This is a genomic window from Microbacterium sp. NPDC055910 (assembly GCF_042271185.1).
In the GTDB taxonomy this organism is placed as follows: domain Bacteria; phylum Actinomycetota; class Actinomycetes; order Actinomycetales; family Microbacteriaceae; genus Microbacterium.
Genome location: NZ_JBHJZS010000002.1, coordinates 29,795 through 50,506 on the forward strand (window position 1 = coordinate 29,795; position 20,712 = coordinate 50,506).

The window sequence follows — 20,712 nt, forward strand, 5'->3', positions numbered from 1 at the left end:
TGGCGAGTCTCGCACAAGAATCCCGCGATGGTTTGTGTGCGTCGTACAGATCGTCGACGCCGGTCATGAGGCCGTGCGTCGGGCTGCGGGGCGTCGGCGCACCGAATCCGAGCCGATCGAACCGAGAATGAGCGAGGTCTGGAGGATGAGGGCCTCGCGCGGGCCCGTCGCGTCCCAGCCGATCACTTCGGAGACGCGTTTGAGCCGGTACCGCACCGTGTTGGGGTGCACGAACAGCTCGCGGGCGGTCGCTTCGAGCGAGCGACCGTTGTCGAGATAGCTCCACAGGGTCGCGACGAGATCGGGGCTGTGTGCCTGCAGGGGACGGTAGATGCGCTCGACGAGGGTGATCTTGGCCAGCGGGTCGCCCGCGAGGGCGCGCTCGGGCAGCAGATCGTCGGCCTCCACGGGCCGGGGCGCATGCCGCCAGGCGCGCGCGACGGCGAATCCCGCAAGCGCTGCGCGGGCGCTCTGGCTCGCGTCGACGAGCGCCGGCACGGTCGGCCCGAGCACGAGGTGTCCGGGACCGAATCCGGGCTCCAGGCGTTTCGCGATCTCGACGAACGGCAGATCCATGGGGACGTCCTCACGGCCCGCGGCATCCGCTCTTCCCACGACCAGCACGAGGCGCGAGCCCTGCACGCCGATCAGCACGTCGATGCCGAGTTTGCGCGCGACGCGGCGCAGCTGATCGACATCGAGCTGCGGGGGAGTCGTGCCCACGAGCACGGCGACCTCGCCGTGACCGTGCCAACCCAGAGCCGCGATCCGACTGGGCAGTTCCTCATCGGCCTCGCCCGTGAGGATCGAGTCGACGACGAGCGCCTCGAGCCGCGCATCCCACAGCCCGCGCGCCTCGGCGGCTCGCGCGTACACGTCGGCGGCGGCGAAGGCGACATCGCGCGAGTAGAGCAGGATCGCCTCGCGCAGATGCTCGCCCTTGCCCGCGACGCGCTCCTCGGTGACACCGACCGTGACGCGGATGAGCTGCAGCGTCTGCTGCAGGCTGACGCTGCGCAGCAGCTCACGCGGCGCGGCGGCGAAGATGTCCGCCGCGATCCACGGCGTCGACGTCGGGTCCTCGTACCACTGGATGAACGCCGTGATCCCGGCTTGCGCGACGAGTCCGACGGCAGACCGCCGCGCGGGCGGCATGTCGGCGTACCAGGGCAGGGTGTCATCGAGGCGCTGGATCGTCGCGGTCGCGAGATCGCCCGAGATGCGCCGCAGCCAGGCGAGCGTCTCGGTCTTGTCTCCTTCTTCGGAGGCGGCCATCGCGCGGGTCAGCTCTCGCCGCCCGCGTTTCCGCTCGTGCCCGCGTTGACGTCGTGCAGACGGTACTTCTCGATCGCCTGCGCCGCGAGCGACGCGTCGACCGTGCCTTCGGCCGCGAGGGCCTGCAGGGTGCGGACGACCATCGAGGGCCCGTCGATCTTGAAGTAGCGACGCGCCGCCGCACGCGTGTCCGAGAAGCCGAATCCGTCGGCGCCGAGCGTCCAGTAGTTGTGCTCGACCCAGGGCCGGATCTGGTCCTGCACGGCGTTCATGAAGTCGCTCACAGCGACGACGGGGCCGGGCGTGCCGCGCAGCTTGTCGGTGATGTACGCCGTCTTCGGCTCGTCGGCGGGATGCAGGAAGTTGTGCTCGTCGACGGCGAGGCCGTCTCGACGCAGCTCGGTCCACGACGTGACCGACCAGACGTCGGCCTGGACGCCCCAGTCCTCGCGCAGCAGTTCCTGCGCCTCGAGCGCCCACGGCACGCCGACACCCGACGCCAGCAGCTGCGCGCGGGGCCCGTCGCCCTCGGACGACGAGATGCGGTGGATGCCGCGGCGGATGCCTTCGACATCGACGCCTTCGGGCTCGGCGGGCTGCACGAGCGGCTCGTTGTACACCGTGAGGTAGTACATGACGTTGGGATCGGGGTGCGCACCGCCGTACATGCGCTCGAGTCCGTCGCGCACGATGTGCGCGATCTCGTAGCCGTAGGCGGGGTCGTACGACACCGTCGCGGGGTTGGTCGAGGCGAGCAGGTGCGAGTGCCCGTCCGCGTGCTGCAGGCCTTCACCCGTCAGGGTCGTGCGCCCGGCCGTCGCGCCGATGATGAAGCCGCGCGCCATCTGGTCGCCGGCCGCCCACTGCGCGTCACCGGTGCGCTGGAAGCCGAACATCGAATAGAAGACGTAGACGGGGATGAGCGGCTCGCCGTGCGTCGAGTACGAGGTGCCCGTCGCGGTGAACGCGGCGACCGCACCGGCCTCGTTGATGCCGACGTGCATGATCTGCCCCTGCGGGCTCTCCTTGTAGGCCAGGAGCAGCTCGCGGTCGACCGAGGTGTAGTTCTGGCCGTGCGGGTTGTAGATCTTGGCGGTGGGGAAGTACGCGTCCATGCCGAACGTGCGGGCTTCATCGGGGACGATCGGCACGATGCGGTGTCCGAAGTCCTTCGAGCGCAGCAGGTCCTTCAGCAGACGCACGAACGCCATCGTCGTGGCGATCTCCTGCGTGCCCGAGCCCTTCTTCGGCAGCGCGTACGCCTCGTCTCCCGGCAGCTGGAGGCCCACGTGGTGCGTGCGGCGCTCCGGCAGGAATCCGCCGAGTTCGCGACGACGCTCGCGCAGGTATTGGATCGTCTCGTCCTGCTCGCCGGGGTTGTAGTAGGGCGGCAGGTACGGGTTCTCTTCGAGCTGCTCGTCCGAGATCGGGATGCGCATCGAGTCGCGGAACTGCTTGAGGTCCTCGAGCGTCATCTTCTTCATCTGGTGGGTCGCGTTCCGACCCTCGAAGTGGTGGCCGAGACCGTAGCCCTTGATGGTCTTGGCGAGGATGACGGTCGGCTGCCCCTTGTGCTCGGTCGCGGACTTGTAGGCGGCGTACACCTTGCGGTAGTCGAGCCCGCCGCGGCGCAGCTTGCCCCAGATGTCCTCGTCGGACCAGTCCTTCACGAGAGCGGCCGTGCGCTCGTCGCGCCCGAAGAAGTGGTCGCGGATGAACGCACCGTCTTCGGCGCGGTAGGTCTGGTAGTCGCCGTCGGGCGTCGTGTTCATGAGACGGACGAGGGCACCGTCGGCGTCCTGCGAGAGCAGTTCGTCCCATCCGCTGCCCCAGACGACCTTGATGACGTTCCAGCCGGCACCGCGGAAGAAGCTCTCGAGCTCCTGGATGATCTTGCCGTTTCCGCGCACCGGACCGTCGAGGCGCTGCAGGTTGCAGTTCACGACGAACGTGAGGTTGTCGAGCCCCTCGTTCGCGGCGACCTGCAGCTGACCGCGGCTTTCGACCTCGTCCATCTCGCCGTCGCCGAGGAACGCCCAGACGTGCGAATCCGACACGTCTTTGATGCCGCGGTTCGTGAGGTACTTGTTGGTCATCGCCTGATAGATGGCGTTGATAGGACCGAGGCCCATCGAGACGGTGGGGAACTGCCAGTAGTCGCCCATGAGCCGCGGGTGCGGGTAGGAGGGGATGCCGTGCGGCGCCCGCGACTTCTCCTGGCGGAACCCGTCGAGCTGCGCTTCGGTGAGGCGTCCTTCGAGGAACGAACGCGCGTAGATGCCGGGGGAGGCGTGGCCCTGGATGAAGATCTGGTCTCCGCCGCTCGGGTGATCCAGTCCGCGGAAGAAGTGGTTGAATCCGACTTCGTACAGCGACGCCGACGACGCGTAGGTCGAGATGTGGCCACCGACCCCGATGCCGGGGCGCTGCGCGCGATGCACCGTGACGGCGGCGTTCCACCGGATCCACCGACGGTAGCGCCGCTCGAGCTCTTCGTCGCCGGGGAACTCGGGCTCGTTGTCCGGAGCGATCGTGTTGATGTAGTCCGTCGTGGGGACCTGCGGCACGTTGAGCTGCAGTTCACGCGAGGTGTGCAGCAGGCTGAGCATGATCTCGCGACCACGTCCGTGCCCCTTGGCCTGCACGAGCTGCTGAAGGGACTCCTGCCACTCCGAGGTTTCCTCGGGGTCGCTGTCCTGCGGCTCCTGGGAGTAGGGGTCCTGGTCGTTGACAGTCACGCGAGACCTTTCGTCGTTCTGGCGGGTCATGCCAGGTATTCGCTACTGATGGACGCACGACGTTGTCGCTCGTGCACAATCACCGTCTCTCAGCCTAGCGCGGTTGGGGTGCGCGGAGCCGGGGATGCGTGCACCCTAGAATCGACGAGCAAGGGCCTTTAGCTCAGCTGGTAGAGCGCCACGTTTACACCGTGGATGTCGTCGGTTCGATCCCGGCAGGGCCCACCGACATTCCCGCGGCGGTTCTGCGATGATGCGGCAATGGATGACGAGTTCGAAGAGCTGCGTTCGAGGATCGAACCGGTGCTGCGCGATCGTGACCTCGCGGGCCTGGGCGGGCTCCTCGCCGAGCAGGATGCGCACGAGATCGCGCGCCTGCTCGAACGCGAAGACGCCGCCGACCGCGCCGTGCTCTATCGACTGCTGCCCCGGGCGAAGGCCCTCGAAGTCTTCGAGCTGCTCGACAACGGCATCCGTGCGGAGCTGTTCCGGGGACTCCGCGATGAGGACGTCACGCGCGTCTTCGAAGAACTCGATCCCGATGATCGGGCCCAGCTCATCGACGAGCTCCCCGCGGGCGTCGCGCAGAAGCTCATGAGCGGGCTGTCGGCGCGGGAGCGCGAGCTCACCGCGCCCATGCTCGGCTACCCGGGCGGCAGCATCGGTCGCTTCATGAGCACGGAGTACGTGCGCCTGCAGCCCCAGCTCACGGTCGGCGACGCCCTGAGCCACGTCCGACACCGGGGGCGCGATGCCGAGACGGTCTACACCCTGCCCGTCACCGACGCCGAGCGGCGCGTGCTCGGTGTCGTGGGCCTGCGCGATCTCGTGATGGGCCCGTCCGACACGCTCATCTCGGACCTCATGACCGATGCCCGTCACGTGCACGCGAGCGACGATGCTGAAATCGCCGCGCGCTCGCTCGTCGACGCGCAACTGCTCGCAGCACCCGTCGTCGACGGCGAGGACCGGCTGCTCGGCATCCTCACCGTCGATGACGCCGCGCGCATCCTCGAGCGGGCAGAAGACGAGGATGCCGCCCGCCAGGGTGCATCCGAACCGCTCGGCCGCCCGTACCTCACGACACCCGTGCTCGGCATCGTGCGCTCGCGCGTCGTCTGGCTTCTCGCCCTGGCGGTGTCGGCCCTGCTGACAGTCGGCGTGATCGACGTCTTCGAAGCGACGCTCGAGCAGGTCGTGACGCTCGCCCTGTTCATTCCGCTCCTCACCGGCACGGCCGGCAACACGGGCGCGCAGGCGGCGACCACGGTGACGCGCGCTCTGGCCGTCGGCGAAGTGTCCACGCGGGACGTGCTCGCCGTCGCCTGGCGCGAAGTGCGTGTCGGCGCGCTGTTGGGCGGCATGCTCGGCGTGCTGGGCTTCGCAATCGCGGGTCTCGTCTTCGGCGCGGCCCTGGGCCTCGTGATCGGTGCAACGCTGTTCGCGATCTGCACGCTCGCGGCGACGGTCGGCGGCATCATGCCGATGCTCGCGCGCACGCTGCGGGCCGACCCTGCCGTCTTCAGCACACCGTTCATCTCGACGTTCTGCGATGCGACGAGCCTCATCATCTACTTCCTGGTGGCGACCTGGGTCCTGCAGCTCTGACCCGCGAGGCGCCGATCGGGCGGGGTAGGTTTGAGGGGTGAATGCCAGCCCCGCAGACCAGCGTCGCCTCTTGGATCTCGCCGACCTCGACGTCCGCATCCGCCAGTCCGAGAACCTGCGCCGCAATCCGCCGCAGGCGGCGCGCGTGAAGGAGCTGATCGCCCGTCGGCAGGAACTGTCTCAAGAGCTCACGACCCGCCTCGGCGTCCGCGACGACGTGCGCACCGAGATCTCGCGGCTGGAGTCCGATGTCGCCATCGTCGACGCGCGGGCCGCACGCGACTCCGAACGGCTCGGGGCAACCTCGAACGTGAAAGAGGCGCAGGGTTTCGAGAGCGAGCTGCAGGCGCTCGCACGCCGCAAGAGCGAGCTCGAGGACGCCGAACTCGAAGCGATGGAACGTCTCGAGCAGGCCGACGCCGCCGTCGCGGAACAAGAGGGCCTCATCGATGCGACCAACGCCGAGGGCGCCGAGCTGAGTGCCGAGGCCAAGCGAGTCGTCGCCGAGGCGACGGCCGCGTTCGATGCCGCGACGCGCGATCGCGCCGCGGTCGCCGGCGATGTTCCGGCAGACCTCCTCGCCCACTACGAACGGCTGGCCTCTCGCGGGATCGGTGCGGCGCTCGTGCACGCGCGCACGTGCGAAGGATGCCGCATGGTGCTCTCCGGCACGGATCTGCAGACCCTGCGCACCGCGCCCGATGACGCCGTTCTCACCTGCCCCGAGTGCGGCTGCATCCTCGTGCGCACGGAGGAATCCGGCCTGTGAGCAGTGACGGGCGCTGACGCCCCCGCCTGGATCGTCGTCGGCCGCGCGGGCGACGACGTCGGCATCGTCACGCTCGACGCCGGGGGAACAGAGCTCGAACGGCTCACCCTGGCCCGGTCCGAGTTGGGCACGTGGGTCGCCGCGCAGGAGCGTCTGGGCCATCCGCGCTGGGTGTGGAGCGACACGCCTGCCTGGTACGCACCGCTTCTCGGGAGCGGCGTGCGCGTCGAGCGCTGTCACGACCTGCGCCTGTGCCGCGCGATCCTGCGGGACAGCGAACTGGTGACGGATGCCGCTTCGCGGGCACCGTCGCCATGGGATGCCGCCCCGGTGCCGGTCGATGACACACCGGCGCTCTTCGACGTCGTCGACACGGCGGCATCCGCCCTGCCCGACCGGCTCGACGCGGCGCGCGACGAGCTGCTGCGTCAGCGCGCCGCGATGGCGACCTCTACCGACCCCGCGCGCCTGCGCCTGCTGACCGCCGCGGAATCGGCCGGGGCGCTCATCGCGGTCGAGCTGCGTGCCGCGGGAGTTCCGTGGGACGCCGCCGAGCACGATCGCATCCTGACGGGAGTGCTCGGCCCGCGCCCCGCGAGCGGCGGATCGCCCGCCCTCGTCGTGCAGGCGGCGCAGCGCGTGCGTGAGGGTCTCGGCGATCCGCACGCGAACCTCGACTCGCATCCCAAGCTGCTGCGGGCCCTCCACCGCGCGGGTGTGCTCGTCACGTCGACGAGCCGCTGGGAGCTGGCCGAGCACACGCATCCCGTCATCGAGCCGCTGCTGGAGTACAAGAAGCTCACCCGGCTGCTGTCGGCCAACGGCTGGGCGTGGCTGGACGAGTGGGTCGCTGACGGCCGCTTCCGGCCGGTCTATGTGCCCGGGGGCGTCGTGACGGGCCGGTGGGCGTCATCGGGCGGGGGAGCGTTGCAGCTGCCGCGGCAGCTGCGCGCCGCTGTGCGCGCCGATCCGGGCTGGAAGCTCATCGTGGCCGACGTCGCGCAGCTCGAGCCCCGCGTGCTCGCCGCGATGTCGCGCGACACCGCCCTGGCGGCTGCGGCGAACGGTCGCGACCTGTACGAGGGCATCGTCGACGGCGGCGCCGTGCCGACCCGCGCCGAGGCGAAGCTCGCGGTCCTCGGCGCGATGTACGGCGCGACGACGGGGGACTCGGGCCGTCTCGTGCCGCGACTGCGTCGCGCATACCCGCGAGCGATGGGGCTCGTCGACGCGGCAGCCGCGACGGGCGAGCAGGGCGGCGTCGTGTCGACGTGGCTCGGCCGCACGTCACCGCGCCCGTCGGCCGAGTGGGCCGATGCGCAAGCGCGCGCGAGCGATGACGGCGCGTCCGCCGGTCAGCAGTCGCACGCTCGCCGAGCGGCGCGCGACCGCGGGCGCTTCACGCGCAACTTCATCGTCCAGGGGACGGCCGCCGAGTGGGCGCTGGCCTGGCTGGCCGAGATCCGCCGGCGCCTCGCGGCGATGCCCTCGGCGACGCACGCTCCGGCTCCGCGGTCCGGCGCCGTGTTCGCGCGCACACCGCACCTCGCCTTCTTTCTGCACGATGAGGTCATCGTGCACGCGCCCGCGGCGATGGTGGACGACGTCTCCGTGGCCGTCACGGATGCCGCGGCTGCGGCGACCCGGCACCTCTTCGGCGACTTCCCGCTGGATTTCCCGTTGGATCTGCGCGTCGCCGACTCGGCGCAGGAGTAGGGCCGGGTCAGCGGCAGGTGGGGGTGTAGTCGCTCACGACGAGCTCTCGCATGAGCGGCGTGTGCAGCACCGTCGGCGATGAGGCGTGCGCATCCTCCGCGATGAATCGGAATTCCACAGCGCTCGATTCGCCGGGCGCCACGGTGATCCTCGCTCTGCTCGCCGCGTAGGTGTCATCCTCGGCCTCGACCGAGGGCACGATCTCGCCATCGACGGTCACACCTCCGAAGAACGCCGTTCGTGGTGCCGCCGCCGTGACGTCGGTCGCGATATGACCGGGTGGTACGCCTTCGATGCCGCCGCCCGTGACCCACCACGGCCAGTCCGCGGCTGTCGGCGGCGCCGTGTTGGTGAGCGTGACGGCGATCGAAGTCTCTGCACGACCGTCGCTGCGACACATGACCTCGCCCGCCTGGATATCGACGTCGAGGTTGCTGCTCATCTTTCCCGTCGTCGCATCGTTGAGCCAGACGGCGTACGCGGCGTCGCCGGCTGAAGCCAACCGCGAAGACGGCCCCCCGAACTCCGTGCCGGCGATCACAGCCTGCTCACCGGGATCCGGGCTCCACAGCGAGATCCGTCCGTCGCGAAGCGGCGACATGAGTCGCTCGGCCCACGAGATCGGATCCGCGCCCTGCGTGAGCGCACGCGAGATCGCCGCGCCCACGACGACCCTGTGGAACTCCGTCTGCGCGTCACGGTCGAGCTCGAAGTAGCTGTCGACGAGCATCTTCTGCACGAGGTCTTCGCTGGCAAGCTCCGATCCATCGGCGAGGACGAGTGGATCGGACGTGAGGAGGGCCGCGACCGCGGGTACGTCCAACGACAGCACGAGGTCGGGAGCCTCGCCCGAGTACTCCTCCCACCACGCGCTCGCGAGCTCCCCGGTCAGGGCGAAGTCCGGCGTCATCGAGATGTTCTGGACGTAGCGCTCGAAGACATCGCCGTAGAGCTCGCCCGACGGATCCGACGCCTCGATGACCGGCTTCGACCTGCCCTCGAAGGAGGACGAGTCCGCTTGATCCACAACGGTGATCTCGCCGCCGTCCGATCGCAGGAGGACGAACGACCCGGCGACACCTCCGGCGGTCCGCAGCTCCGCACTGTTCTGCAGCATGACGAGGATGGTGCGCGGCTGATCGGCACCGAGGGCGCGGGGCAGCACGTCAGCGCTCTGGGCCAGCGTCGTGACGAGCGGCACGGCGGCTCGGGTGAAGCTCCGGATCGCCGTGACGCCTTCCGTGACCTGGTCGATCAGGTCGTCGCCCGGCACCGCACGCAGGTCGCCATCGGCCCTGGTGAAGGCGTCGGCCGCGTCACGCAGCGGTTCCCGCGCCTGCGCGAGCAGCTTGACGGAGGAGACGGTCGAATCCGAGGCGGTCGCCGACGCCAATTCGAGCAGCGGCTGCCCTGTGCGCGACATCTCGGCGAGGCTGTGCGAAACGAGACGGACCGCCGTCATGTTCGGGCCGAGCATCGGCACGGCCTCTGCCAGTCGCCACACCGGATCGCCCGTCAGAGACTGCGCGTGGGCGGAGTGGGTGTGAACACGGCCGACGAGCTGCTCCAGGCGATCGACATCACGTGCGTCCGCGGCTTCGCCAACCGGACCCATGAGCTCCATCATCGATTCGAGCTCGTCCTTGACCAGGACTGCGCGGACGCCGACCCACACGACTGCCCCGACGAGAAGCACCGACACGGCGACGCATGCTCCGACGATCCAGCGTCGCGAACGAGACGGCGTCCGCGTGCGCGACGACCGTCCGGAACGCTCAGGCACGCGCGCGGCGCCGGTGGATCGCCAGCAGGCCGAGCCCGGCGATCGCGACGAGCGCCCCACCGATCCCGAGGGGGATCACCGCGGCGCCGACTCCCGTCGCCGGCAGCCCCGCAGAGAAGACGGCAGGTCGCGGGCCGAGCACGCAGTTCGGTGACGCATCGGGGTAGGACAAAGGCACCGCCAGTTGCGGATTGACCTCGATGTACGCCGTGATCGGGCCACGTGTCCAGCCGAAGTTCGCGTCGGTTTCCCGCCACTCGCCGCCGGGCAGCTGCTCCCAACCGGGCCATCCGGTCGCCGTGCCATCCGAACCGACGGATGCCCCAGGCCACAGGACTCTCCCGGCGAGCCTGTCGTCGACCAGCTCTCCGAGTGGAATCTCGACGGTGTTCCCGCCCCCGGCCAGAACCATCGTGGCGGTCTTGTCCGTTGCGAGATCGTCCGGATCCGTGAGCGCGATCGAGAAGTTGATCCACGGCACGTCCGCCTCGCATTCGCCCACCGCGGTGGAACCTGCAAGCGTCGGCGCCGTGGGTTCATCCGGCGTGTATCCGTCGGCGTCTGCGACCGGCGCTGGACTCGCTTCGGAGTCCTGGGCGGCCGCAGTGAGTGGTCCGGTGATGATGAGTGCCGCTGCGATCGTCGCTGCAGCCATGATCGTTCGCATGGTCGCCTCCCCAAAGGCTTCGCGACCGCAACGCGTTTCCCCTCCGCGCGCGGTGCACCACAGGCTACTCCTGTTCGGCGCGATTGTGGCTGTGACTTCGCCGTACGAGCTGGTCCGTCGCGGCGCGGTGTGCGAAGACGTCTCAGACGCGACGGCGGCGCTGCATCACCAAGAACCCCACGCCGGCCAGGAGCGCGATCCCACCGACGATCGCGATCGGCATGACCGCCGCGTCGAGCCCCGTCAGGGGAAGCTGCGCGGGGGATCCGTCGCCGTCGGTGAGCGGCAGGCTCAGGCACTCCGGAGTCGACAGCGGGTACGACAGCAGCACGGCGAGTTCTGCATCGGCACGGATCACCGAGCGGATGTCATCGCGGGTCCAGGCGTAGTTGCCATCGGTCGCGACCCATGCGCCGTCGGCATTCTGAACCATTCCGGTCCAGCCTGTGACGGCACCCGACGCGTCGACGGTGGTTCCGGGCCAGAGCACGCGACCGCTCACACGGTCGTCGACGAACTCACCGAGATCCAGGGTGACCCGTTCGACGCCGTTGGTGATCTCGAGTTCCGCCGCGGTCGTCGTGGCCACACCCTCAGGGTCGTGCCGGACGACGTCGTAGCCGATCCACGGCACACCCTGCACGCATTCACCGGTGACGACGGTTCCCGCGAGCGAGGGCTCCGTCGGCACACCCGGCGTGTAGCCCGCATCGATGTCGACAGTGATCGTGACCGGCGCGTTGCTCTCGGGTTCATCGGCGAAAGCCGCGAGAGGTCCGACCAGAATGAGTGCTGCTGCGACCGTCGCAGTAGTCATGATTTTTCGCATGCCTGTTATGCCTCCCCAAAGGCTGACGACCACGGGGCGATCCCAGTTCGCTTCCGTGGTGACCCACAGGCTATCGGATTCGGAGCCGGTGAATCGGCATTTTCACGAGGAAGGTAGAATCATTCCTGCGAATGGGTCGGCTGGACGGTCGCGTCGCGCACGGTTCGCCGTGTCGCGCCGAGGAACGTCCGGGCTCCACAGGGCAGGGCGGTGGATAACACCCACCCGGAGTGATCCGCGAGACAGTGCCACAGAGAGCAGACCGCCCCGGCGCGAGCCGGGGTAAGGGTGAAAGGGTGGAGTAAGAGACCACCGGGTTCGCGGTGACGCGAATCGCACGGCAAACCTCGCCCGGAGCAAGGTCATACAGGGGATGATGACGCGGCCCGCCGAGTCCCCGGGTAGACCGCTGGAGCGGCACGGCAACGTGTCGCCGAGAGAGATGACCGTCCACGGGGCTTCGGCCCCCGGACAGAACCCGGCGTACAGGCCGGCCCATTCGCACCTGAACTGCCCACCGGTCCCTGAGCACGCACCGGTCCCTGAGCGCGCACCGGTCCCTGAGCGCGCACCGGTCCCTGAGCTTGCACCGGTCCCTGAGCGCGCAACCGGTCCCTGAGCTTGTCGAAGGGTCGTCAGCCCAGCGCGAGCGCAGCCGCGCCGATGATTCCGGCGTTGTTGCGGTGCACGGCCGGCACGATCGGCGTGTCGAGATCCAGCAACGGCAGAAAGCTGTCGGCGTGCTTCGACACGCCTCCGCCCACGATCAACAGGTCCGGGCTGAAGAGGGACTCGATGTGGCCGTAATACCACTGCAGCCGGCTCGCCCATTCCTTCCAGCTGAGGTCGTCGCGCTCCATCGCCGAATAGGCGGCATACGCCTCGGCATCCTTGCCGTGCTTCGCACGCTGGACATGCCCGAGCTCGGTATTGGGCACGAGCACGCCGTTGTAGAGCATGGCGGTGCCGATACCTGTTCCGAGCGTCGTGAGGATCGTGAGTCCGGCTTGCCCCTTCGCCGCGCCGTAGCGCAGCTCTGCGACCCCGGCGACGTCGGCGTCGTTCGCGAAGTGGATCTCGCGACCGAGTCCGTCCTCGAAGAACTTCTCCGCCTCGAACCCGATCCAGGCATCGGACACGTTGGCGGCAGACAGGGTGCGCCCGTGCTTGACGACCGCGGGGAAGGCCACGCCGAGCGCGGTGTCCTCGTCTCCGATCCCGAGCCGGTCGAGCACCTCACGAACGGCGGCCAGCACATCATCGGGCTCGGCTCCCGCAGGCGTCGAGACCTTGATGCGCTCGCTCGCGAGCGCTCCACGATCGAGATCGACGACGCCGGCCTTGATCCCGGTGCCGCCGATGTCCACGCCGACGGCCCGTGTCGCGAGTTCTGCCATGCCTGCCAGCCTATCCAGCAGCATCCGCCGCATCAGTAGGATCGACCATGGCGGATCCGTCCACACACGCCCGGGAATCCGGGCGCGGCCGCCCCATGGGAGGAGCCACGGTGTCCAGCGAGAACGAGAAGTACTGGTACAACCTCACGACGGGTGACGTGGAGAAGGGCTTCGAGTCTCCCGCGATCGACCGGGCAGGTCCTTTCGACACGGCCGAAGAGGCCGCACGGGCACCTGAGGTCCTGCGTGAGCGTTCGCGCGCGTGGTCCGAGGACGAAGCCCGCGAGGACGGCTGGGGTTCGGGGCAGAGCGAGTCCTCCGAGGACACCGGCAAGTGACATTGGACAAGCAGCGCGACTTCGTCCTGCGGACGATCGAGGAGCGCGGCGTCAAGTTCGTCCGGCTGTGGTTCACCGATGTGATCGGAACCCTCAAGTCGGTCGCCATCGCACCCGCCGAGGTCGAGGGAGCCTTCACAGAGGGTCTGGGGTTCGACGGGTCGGCCATCGAGGGTCTCACCCGTTCGTACGAGTCGGATCTGCTGGCACACCCCGACCCCTCGACGTTCCAGACGTTGCCCTGGCGCGGCGAGATCGATCCGACGGGGCGGATGTTCTGCGACATCACGACCCCCGACGGCCAGCCCGCCGTCGCGGATCCTCGGCACGTTCTCAAGCGTGCGCTCGCGAAGGCCGCCGATGCGGGCTTCACCTTCTACACGCACCCCGAGATCGAGTTCTACCTGCTGAAGTCCTCGTCCTTCGGGCCGGAGGGACCGGTTCCCGTCGACTCGGCGGGCTACTTCGACAACGTCCCCGGCGGCACGGCGCACGATTTCCGTCGCCGCTCCGTGCGCATGCTCGAAGACCTCGGCATCTCGGTGGAGTTCAGTCACCACGAGGGCGGCCCCGGCCAGAACGAGATCGATCTGCGCTATGCCGATGCCCTCGCGACCGCCGACAACATCATGACTTTCCGCACCGTCGTGAAAGAGGTCGCGATCGAGCAGGGCGTCTACGCGACGTTCATGCCGAAGCCCCTCGGCGGCAAGCCCGGCAGCGGCATGCACACGCACATGTCGCTGTTCGAGGGAGACCAGAACGCCTTCTACGAAGAGGGAGCGCAGTACCAGCTCTCCCAGGTCGGCCGACAGTTCATCGCGGGCCTGCTGCGTCACGCCAACGAGATCTCCGCCGTGACCAACCAGTTCGTCAACTCGTACAAGCGGCTGTGGGGCGGTGACGAAGCGCCGAGCTTCATCTGCTGGGGTCACAACAACCGGTCCGCACTCGTGCGGGTGCCGATGTACAAGCCGAACAAGGGTCAGTCCTCGCGCGTGGAGTATCGCGCGCTCGATTCGGCGGCGAACCCGTACCTCGCGTACGCGCTGCTGCTGGCCGCCGGACTCAAGGGCATCGAAGAGGGCTACGACCTTCCGCCCGAGGCCGAAGACAACGTGTGGTCCCTGACGGACGCCGAGCGACGCGCGCTCGGATTCGCGCCGCTGCCGCAGAGTCTCGACCATGCCCTCAGCTACATGGAGGAGTCCGAGCTCGTCGCCGAGACGCTCGGCGAGCAGGTGTTCACTTACGTGCTTCTCAACAAGCGCAGGGAATGGCAGGAGTATCGCGCCCAGGTGACGCCGTTCGAGCTCAAGAACAACCTCGAGATGCTCTGACCGGTCACGCATGTCCGCGAGCGCACGCACATCGTCTCTGACCGCTCTCGCCCGGCAGGGGTTCGCTCGGCTCGCCGAGACGGATGCGCTGCTGCGCGAGCTGCAGGCCGAGACGGGTCTCACGCGCGACGCGCTCACCTCGGCGGCGTCCGCCGCGGCCGATCCGGACGCCGCGCTCGCGGCGATCGCGAGCATCGGGCGCCGAGATCCCGACTCGGTGCGCGCGCTCATCGTCGACGAACCCGGCTGGCGTGCCCTGTGGGCGGTCGTCGGGGCGTCCACGGGCTTCGGGGACTTCTTCTTCCGGCATCCCGAAGAGATCCTCCACCTGGCCGGGGGCGCATCCGCCCTGCCGACGGCGGACGAGCTGCGTGCCGATCTGCTCGATTCCGTGGGCGACGTCGACGGCTTCGCAGCCGACGGCGACGAGGCGTCGTGGGTCGCGCTGCGCGTGCGCTACCGCCGGCAGCTCGCCCGGATCGCCGCATTCGATCTGCTCGACGAGAGCCCCGTCGATGCGGTTCCGGCGGTCGCGGCGACGCTGGCGGATGCCGCGGGTGCAGCGCTCGAAGCATCACTGTCCGTTGCCCGCACCCGGATCTCGACGGGGATCGCCGGTGCCGGGCTCTTTCCGCGCGAGCAGGTCGCCGCGACAGCGCTCGCGATCATCGGCATGGGCAAGGCCGGTGCGCGTGAGCTGAACTACGTGAGCGACGTCGATGTCATCTTCGTCGGCGGTGCCGACGACGACACGCTCGCCGAGGCGGGGGAGAGCCGCGTCGTCGACATCGCGACGCGGCTGGCCGTGCAGACGATGCGCGGCATCTCGGGCTTCGAGATGGAGCCGCCCCTGTGGGAGGTCGACGCCAATCTGCGCCCCGAGGGCAAGCAGGGGGCACTCGTGCGCACGCTCGAGTCCCACCTGTCGTACTACGACCGCTGGGCCAAGAGCTGGGAGTTCCAGGCCCTTCTGAAGGCACGCCCACTCGCGGGCGACGCGACGCTGGGCCAGGCCTACGTCGACGCCGTGCTGCCGAAGGTGTGGACGAGCGCTGCGCGCGAGAACTTCGTCGACAGCGTGCAGCGCATGCGCGAACGCGTGACCGAGCACATCCCGCCCGCCGAAGTGCCTTTTCAGCTCAAGCTCGGGCCCGGCGGCATCCGCGATATCGAGTTCACGGTGCAGCTGCTGCAGCTCGTGCACGGGCTTGCCGATGACCGCATCCGTCAACGCGGCACGCTCGAGGCGCTCGAGGCCCTCGTCACGGAGGGCTACATCGGCCGGGCCGAGGCCGCCGCGTTCTCTCGCGACTATCGCGAGCTGCGCCTGCTCGAGCACCGCGTGCAGCTGCGTCAGCTGAGCCGCACGCACCTCATGCCCGATGACCCCGACGATCTGCGCATCCTGGCACGATCGTCACGCCTGGCCGCGAGCGGTGACGCGCTGTGGAAGCGCTGGGAGGCCATCAAGCGCGAAGTGCGCGACATCCACGTTCGGCTGTTCTACCGGCCGCTGCTCTCGGCCGTCGCCGCACTGCCGGCAGACGAGCGGATGCTGCCCGAAGAAGGGCGCGCACTCTCGATCTCCCAAGCACACGACCGTCTTGCCGCGATCGGCTTCGCCGACCCCGCGAGTGCCCTCCGCCACATCACGGCGCTCACGAGCGGGCTCAGCCGCAAGGCGACGATCCAGCGTCACCTCATGCCCGTCATGATCCGGTGGTTCGCAGACGGCGTCGACCCCGATTACGGCCTGCTCGCTTTCCGGCGCCTGAGCGAAAGACTCGGGTCCACGCACTGGTTCCTGCGGATGCTGCGCGACTCATCGGGGGCGGCAGAGCATCTCACACACGTGCTCTCGGGATCGCGCTACGTGGCCGACCTCATGGAGTGGATACCGGAGTCCGCCGCGTGGCTCGACGACGCCGCTCTGCTGCGCCCGCGTTCGGCAGCGGTGCTCTTCGAGGAGGCGCGAGCGATCCAGACGCGACACGGCACGATCGCTGCCGCGATGCGCGCCGTCCGGGCGCTCCGCCGCCGAGAGCTGCTGCGCACCGCGATGGGCGCTCTCCGAGCCGATTCCGACGTCGCCGACGTCGCCGCGGCGCTCACGAACATCACCGACGTGACGATCCAGGCGACCTTGCGCGCCGTCCGTCGCGAGGTCGTGTCCGACGAGGACGACGCGTTCGAGTTCGCCGTCATCGGGATGGGACGCTTCGGCGGGGGTGAGCTCGGCTTCGGCTCCGACGCCGACATCATGTACGTCTACCGGGCCAACGGCGTCGACCCGCAACGCGCCCAGTCCCTGGCCGTGCGGATCGTCACGGCGCTGCGTCAGCACTCCGAGGATCACCGCATGCCCCTCGATCTCGACGCGGGCCTGCGACCGGAGGGGCGCAAGGGGCCCGTCGCGCGCTCCCTCGACTCGTACGCCGAGTACTACCGGCGCTGGTCGCTGTCGTGGGAGGCTCAGGCCCTCCTGCGCGCGCGCGGTGTGGCAGGCAGTCCCGACCTGCTGGCGGACTTCATGACGCTGGCCGACGACGTCCGGTATCCGGCATCCGCGGATCCGCAGGGTATGCGCGAGATCAAGCGGATCAAGGCGCGCGTCGAAAGCGAGCGGCTGCCTCAGGGAGCCGACCCCGCGCGGCATCTCAAGCTCGGCCCCGGCTCGCTCAGCGATGTCGAGTGGCTCGTCCAGCTGTTGCAGCTCGAGCACGCGCATGCCGTTCCCGGCATGCAGACGACGTCGACGCTCGGGGCGCTCTCTGCGGCGCGAGAGGCCGGTCTCGTGAGCGCGGTCGCCGCAGAACGACTCACGGCGGCCTGGCGACTGGCGAGCCGCCTGCGCTCGGCGAACACGCTGCTGTCAGGACAGACGAGCGATCTGCTCCCGACCGACCGCAAGAAGCTCGACGGGATCGGCCGTCTGCTCGGCTACCCGCCCCGCGCGGCGACCGAGGTCGAAGAGGACTACCTGGGCGTCACGCGCCGCGCGCGCCGTGTCTTCGAGAAGCTCTTCTACGGCTGATCCGACGCCGTGAGCTCGGCGAGCCACGCGATCGTGTCATCCAGCGCCTGCTGTGCCTCGGGCATGTCGAGATGGAACTGGTATTCGTGGGGGAGCGCCGGAGTGTGATCGGCGGGCCAGAACAGCTCGGTGACCTCGACACCGGCATCCTGCAGTGCCGTCGACATCGGGATCGACTGCAGCCACGTGAGGCCGTCGCCGTTGCCTCCGCTGATGTACGTCGGCGGAAGGTCCTCGGTGACGAAATCGATCGTCGACATCGTGGCGCCTTCGTAGGTCGCCGACCAGCTCTTCGTGCCCGTGTAGGCCCATAGGGAGACCTGCAGGCCCCACGCGATCAAGCCGTCGAGCTCGGCCATCGCCGGCATGTCATAGACGCCGCAGTTCAGGATGACCCCGATCAGCTGCGACGCGTCGAGCGAGGGCTCGATGCCCAGCAGCTGGGCATAGCGGTCGTTCGTCGTGAGCGTCGTGAGCTGGCTCGCGAGCTGGGCGCCGGCGGAGTCACCGGCCAGAATGATGCGGTCGGGATCGATCCGCAGCTCGGCCGCGTGCTCGTCGAGGTAGGCGAGCGCGTCATTGAGCTGCCTCACGGCCGTGGGGTAGGTCGCCTCCGGGCCGAGCCCGTAGTTCAGGGCGACGGCCGTGTAGCCCTCGTCGGCGAGGATGCGCAGGTAGGGGTCGACGTTCGCGGAGGATCCCGAGATCCATGCGCCACCGTGGATCCAGACGATCGTGGGAAGGGCCTCGCCTTCAGCCGCGACCGTGAAGACGTCGAGTGTCGTCGTCTCATCGCCCGGCTCGCCGTAGTGGATGTCGAGTGTCTCGTCGACGGGGCCGACGGGCTGGTGCCGCTCCATCTCTGCCGCGGTCGCTGTCCCGCCGCGCTCGAACACGGCGCGGATCAGCATGGCCGAGGGCCACGGTGTGATGGAGCCGACGACGCCGACGACGACAGCGATCCCGACGATGACCGAGAGCGTGATGAGGACGATGCGTCGGCCCCGCCTGCGTGGACGCGTCGGGGCAGCGGCGACGTCTGTCATTGTTCCTCCGGAGTAGGCTCCGGTCAGTCTGGCAGAGCCGAACGCACGAACCCGCCTTCCCCGGCCGTGTCAGGCGGGAAAGGCGGGTTCGATGACGTTCAGACGCCGAAGTACAGTTCGAACTCGAACGGGTGCGGCCGCGCGCTGATCGGGCGGATCTCGTTCTCGATCTTGTATTCGATCCACGTCTCGATGAGCTCGGGCGTGAAGACGTTGCCCCGCGTCAGGAATTCGTGGTCGGCGCGCAGCGCCTCGAGCGAGTCCAGCAGCGAGTTCGGCACCTGCGGGATGTTGACGGCCTCCTCGGGCGGGAGCTCGTAGAGGTCCTTGTCGACCGGCTCGTGCGGCTCGATGCGGTTCAGGATGCCGTCGAGACCGGCCATGAGCTGTGCCGCGAAGGCGAGGTAGGGGTTGCTCGACGCGTCGGGCGCGCGGAACTCCACGCGCTTGGCCTTCGGGTTCGCACCCGTGATCGGGATGCGGATCGCGGCGGAGCGGTTGCCGGCGGAGTACACGAGGTTGACGGGGGCTTCGTAGCCCTTCACGAGTCGCTTGTACGAGTTGAGCGTCGGGTTCGTGAACGCCAGCACCGCGGGTGCGTGCGCGAGCAGGCCGCCGATGTACCAGCGAGCCGTGTCCGAGAGCCCTGCGTAGCCCTTCTCGTCGTAGAACAGCGGCTTGCCCTCGAGCCACAGCGACTGGTGCGTGTGCATGCCCGAGCCGTTGTCACCGAACAGGGGCTTGGGCATGAAGGTCGCGACCTTGCCCCATTCGAGCGCCGTGTTCTTGACGATGTACTTGAACTTGAGGATGTCATCCGCCGAGCTGACCATCGTGTCGAACCGGTAGTTGATCTCGGCCTGACCACCCGTGCCGACCTCGTGGTGTGCGCGCTCCAGGTGCAGACCGGCGTCGATGAGGCGCAGGCTGATGTCGTCGCGCAGATCCGCCTGCTTGTCGACGGGGGACACGGGGAAGTACCCGCCCTTGTAGGGGGTCTTGTTCGCGAGGTTGCCCCCCTCTTCGACGCGGCCGGTGTTCCACGCACCCTCTTCGGAGTCGACGTGGTAGAAGCTCTGGTTCGCCGTCACGTCGTAGCGCACGTCGTCGAAGATGTAGAACTCCGCTTCAGGTGCGAAGAATGCCGTGTCGGCGATACCGGTCGATGCGAGGTACTTCTCCGCCTTCTTGGCCACCTGACGCGGATCCTTGCCGTACACCTCGCCCGTGCGCGGGTTGTAGATGTCGAAGACCATGATGAGCGTCTTCGCCTCGCGGAACGGGTCGAGGTACGCGGTCCCGACGTCCGGGATCAGCTGCATGTCCGACTCATGGATGCTGGCGAAGCCGCGGATCGACGAGCCGTCGAACAGCTGCCCCTCGGTGAAGAACTCCTCATCCACCGTCGAAGCGGGGATGTTGAAGTGCTGCTGCACACCCGGGAGATCCGTGAAACGGATGTCGAGGAACTTGACGTCCTCATCCTTGATGAAAGTCAGGACCTCGGATGGATCTTTGAACATTGACGCTCCAGAGTTAGGGCTTCGTTTCGTACCGCGAACGGGCCGGGCACGTCTGGCACGGTACCGCGCAGGAGTTGCCCTGCCATGACACCGGTGTTTCCGGCATGTTACGCGGTGCTCGGTAGGCTGGGGGCATGCCCGACGCACTTCCTGCCACTTCCTACCCCGGCGAAAGGCTCGGTCTTCCCGCCACCGGGCCCGGCAGTATCGCCAAGCTCGGTCGCCGCGTTCTCGCGCTTCTCATCGATTACGTCACGGCGACGATCATCGCCATCGCGTTCTTCGGATACGACCAGTTCGCACTGCCCGCCGAAGCCGGACTCACGATGTTCGCCCCCATGATCGTCTTCGCCGCCGTGCAGGTGCTGTTCATCCCCACGATCGGCGGCAGTCCCGGACACCGACTGCTGGGCATGCGCCTTCAGCTCGCGACGGGCGGGTGGACCGGACTGTGGCGTCCCATCGTGCGCACGCTGCTGCTGCTGCTGGTCATCCCGGCAGCGATCTGGGATGCCGACAATCGCGGGTTGCATGACAAAGCAGCCGGCACGGTGCTCATCCGCGCCTGACCCACCCCGCACGGATCTCGATACGCCGCATTCGCGGCTACTCGATCTCTCGCCGACGCGGCTCGACAAAGCAGCGGGCA

At 68.7% G+C, this 20,712-nt stretch carries 15 protein-coding genes, 1 tRNA gene and 1 other RNA gene; 9 read left to right on the forward strand and 8 right to left on the reverse strand.

Annotated features, from left to right (window positions below):
- Positions 1–63: 63 nt before the first annotated feature.
- Entirely contained in the window at positions 64–1,275 is a 1,212-nt protein-coding gene (locus tag ACFC3F_RS01545) for a PucR family transcriptional regulator (RefSeq protein WP_376125703.1), read from the reverse strand.
- An 8-nt stretch (positions 1,276–1,283) separates the two neighbouring features.
- On the reverse strand, positions 1,284–4,013 hold the full coding sequence (gene aceE, locus ACFC3F_RS01550; protein ID WP_376125706.1) for a pyruvate dehydrogenase (acetyl-transferring), homodimeric type: 2,730 nt from the start codon (positions 4,011–4,013) through the stop codon (positions 1,284–1,286).
- Between the two features lie 152 nt (positions 4,014–4,165).
- Between aceE and ACFC3F_RS01555 the strand changes: the two genes are divergently transcribed.
- The 4 genes from ACFC3F_RS01555 to ACFC3F_RS01570 all read left to right on the forward strand — a co-directional run bounded on the left by ACFC3F_RS01555 (position 4,166) and on the right by ACFC3F_RS01570 (position 8,106).
- Positions 4,166–4,238, forward strand: a tRNA-Val gene (locus ACFC3F_RS01555).
- 36 nt (positions 4,239–4,274) lie between these two features.
- Positions 4,275–5,621 carry a magnesium transporter gene (gene mgtE, locus ACFC3F_RS01560; RefSeq protein ID WP_376125709.1) on the forward strand — a complete coding sequence of 449 codons (1,347 nt, stop codon included), beginning with the start codon at positions 4,275–4,277 and terminating at the stop codon, positions 5,619–5,621.
- 37 nt (positions 5,622–5,658) lie between these two features.
- Positions 5,659–6,390: a zinc ribbon domain-containing protein gene (locus tag ACFC3F_RS01565; protein ID WP_376125711.1), complete on the forward strand. Its 732-nt coding sequence runs from the start codon at positions 5,659–5,661 to the stop codon at positions 6,388–6,390.
- A 3-nt stretch (positions 6,391–6,393) separates the two neighbouring features.
- Positions 6,394–8,106, forward strand: a complete 1,713-nt coding sequence (locus tag ACFC3F_RS01570; protein WP_376125714.1) for a bifunctional 3'-5' exonuclease/DNA polymerase — start codon at positions 6,394–6,396, stop codon at positions 8,104–8,106.
- A gap of 7 nt (positions 8,107–8,113) precedes the next feature.
- Here ACFC3F_RS01570 and ACFC3F_RS01575 read toward each other — a convergent pair whose 3' ends face one another.
- The 3 genes from ACFC3F_RS01575 to ACFC3F_RS01585 all read right to left on the reverse strand — a co-directional run bounded on the left by ACFC3F_RS01575 (position 8,114) and on the right by ACFC3F_RS01585 (position 11,373).
- Positions 8,114–9,808 carry a DUF4012 domain-containing protein gene (locus ACFC3F_RS01575; protein ID WP_376125717.1) on the reverse strand — a complete coding sequence of 565 codons (1,695 nt, stop codon included), beginning with the start codon at positions 9,806–9,808 and terminating at the stop codon, positions 8,114–8,116.
- A gap of 73 nt (positions 9,809–9,881) precedes the next feature.
- Complete coding sequence (locus ACFC3F_RS01580; RefSeq protein WP_376125720.1) at positions 9,882–10,556, reverse strand: LPXTG cell wall anchor domain-containing protein; 675 nt, start codon at positions 10,554–10,556, stop codon at positions 9,882–9,884.
- A 142-nt stretch (positions 10,557–10,698) separates the two neighbouring features.
- Positions 10,699–11,373 carry an LPXTG cell wall anchor domain-containing protein gene (locus tag ACFC3F_RS01585; RefSeq protein ID WP_376125723.1) on the reverse strand — a complete coding sequence of 225 codons (675 nt, stop codon included), beginning with the start codon at positions 11,371–11,373 and terminating at the stop codon, positions 10,699–10,701.
- Between the two features lie 144 nt (positions 11,374–11,517).
- On the opposite strand from ACFC3F_RS01585, the gene rnpB reads away from it, so the two are divergent.
- Positions 11,518–11,887, forward strand: an RNA gene (gene rnpB, locus ACFC3F_RS01590) — RNase P RNA component class A.
- Between the two features lie 133 nt (positions 11,888–12,020).
- On the opposite strand, the gene ppgK is transcribed toward rnpB, so the two are convergent.
- A complete protein-coding gene (gene ppgK / locus ACFC3F_RS01595; protein WP_376125726.1) occupies positions 12,021–12,782 on the reverse strand; it encodes a polyphosphate--glucose phosphotransferase in 762 nt (253 codons plus the stop codon).
- 110 nt (positions 12,783–12,892) lie between these two features.
- On the opposite strand from ppgK, the gene ACFC3F_RS01600 reads away from it, so the two are divergent.
- The 3 genes from ACFC3F_RS01600 to ACFC3F_RS01610 are packed head-to-tail and all read left to right on the forward strand — an operon-like array spanning position 12,893 to position 17,494.
- The gene (locus ACFC3F_RS01600) at positions 12,893–13,120 is read left to right on the forward strand and encodes an SPOR domain-containing protein (RefSeq protein ID WP_376125729.1); all 228 of its coding nucleotides are present in this window, start codon (positions 12,893–12,895) and stop codon (positions 13,118–13,120) included.
- 2 nt (positions 13,121–13,122) lie between these two features.
- Positions 13,123–14,460 carry a type I glutamate--ammonia ligase gene (gene glnA / locus ACFC3F_RS01605; protein ID WP_376126117.1) on the forward strand — a complete coding sequence of 446 codons (1,338 nt, stop codon included), beginning with the start codon at positions 13,123–13,125 and terminating at the stop codon, positions 14,458–14,460.
- 10 nt (positions 14,461–14,470) lie between these two features.
- Complete coding sequence (locus ACFC3F_RS01610) at positions 14,471–17,494, forward strand: bifunctional [glutamine synthetase] adenylyltransferase/[glutamine synthetase]-adenylyl-L-tyrosine phosphorylase (protein WP_376125732.1); 3,024 nt, start codon at positions 14,471–14,473, stop codon at positions 17,492–17,494.
- On the opposite strand, the gene ACFC3F_RS01615 is transcribed toward ACFC3F_RS01610, so the two are convergent.
- The gene (locus ACFC3F_RS01615; RefSeq protein WP_376125735.1) at positions 17,485–18,540 is read right to left on the reverse strand and encodes an alpha/beta hydrolase; all 1,056 of its coding nucleotides are present in this window, start codon (positions 18,538–18,540) and stop codon (positions 17,485–17,487) included. The genes ACFC3F_RS01610 and ACFC3F_RS01615 overlap by 10 nt on opposite strands.
- A 98-nt stretch (positions 18,541–18,638) precedes the next feature.
- Positions 18,639–20,063 carry a type I glutamate--ammonia ligase gene (glnA, locus tag ACFC3F_RS01620; RefSeq protein WP_376125738.1) on the reverse strand — a complete coding sequence of 475 codons (1,425 nt, stop codon included), beginning with the start codon at positions 20,061–20,063 and terminating at the stop codon, positions 18,639–18,641.
- Between the two features lie 134 nt (positions 20,064–20,197).
- Between glnA (ACFC3F_RS01620) and ACFC3F_RS01625 the strand changes: the two genes are divergently transcribed.
- Positions 20,198–20,632 (forward strand): RDD family protein, encoded by a 435-nt coding sequence (locus tag ACFC3F_RS01625; protein ID WP_376125741.1) that lies wholly within the window; start codon positions 20,198–20,200, stop codon positions 20,630–20,632.
- Positions 20,633–20,712 lie beyond the last annotated feature (80 nt).

Coding starts and splice junctions, on each gene's coding strand:
- ACFC3F_RS01545 (WP_376125703.1), bottom strand. CDS start 1,275: ATGGCCGCCTCCGAAGAAGGAGACAAGACCGAGACGCTCGCCTGGCTG.
- mgtE (WP_376125709.1), top strand. CDS start 4,275: ATGGATGACGAGTTCGAAGAGCTGCGTTCGAGGATCGAACCGGTGCTG.
- ACFC3F_RS01580 (WP_376125720.1), bottom strand. CDS start 10,556: ATGCGAACGATCATGGCTGCAGCGACGATCGCAGCGGCACTCATCATC.
- ACFC3F_RS01585 (WP_376125723.1), bottom strand. CDS start 11,373: ATGACTACTGCGACGGTCGCAGCAGCACTCATTCTGGTCGGACCTCTC.
- ppgK (WP_376125726.1), bottom strand. CDS start 12,782: ATGGCAGAACTCGCGACACGGGCCGTCGGCGTGGACATCGGCGGCACC.
- ACFC3F_RS01610 (WP_376125732.1), top strand. CDS start 14,471: ATGTCCGCGAGCGCACGCACATCGTCTCTGACCGCTCTCGCCCGGCAG.
- ACFC3F_RS01615 (WP_376125735.1), bottom strand. CDS start 18,540: ATGACAGACGTCGCCGCTGCCCCGACGCGTCCACGCAGGCGGGGCCGA.
- glnA (WP_376125738.1), bottom strand. CDS start 20,063: ATGTTCAAAGATCCATCCGAGGTCCTGACTTTCATCAAGGATGAGGAC.
- ACFC3F_RS01625 (WP_376125741.1), top strand. CDS start 20,198: ATGCCCGACGCACTTCCTGCCACTTCCTACCCCGGCGAAAGGCTCGGT.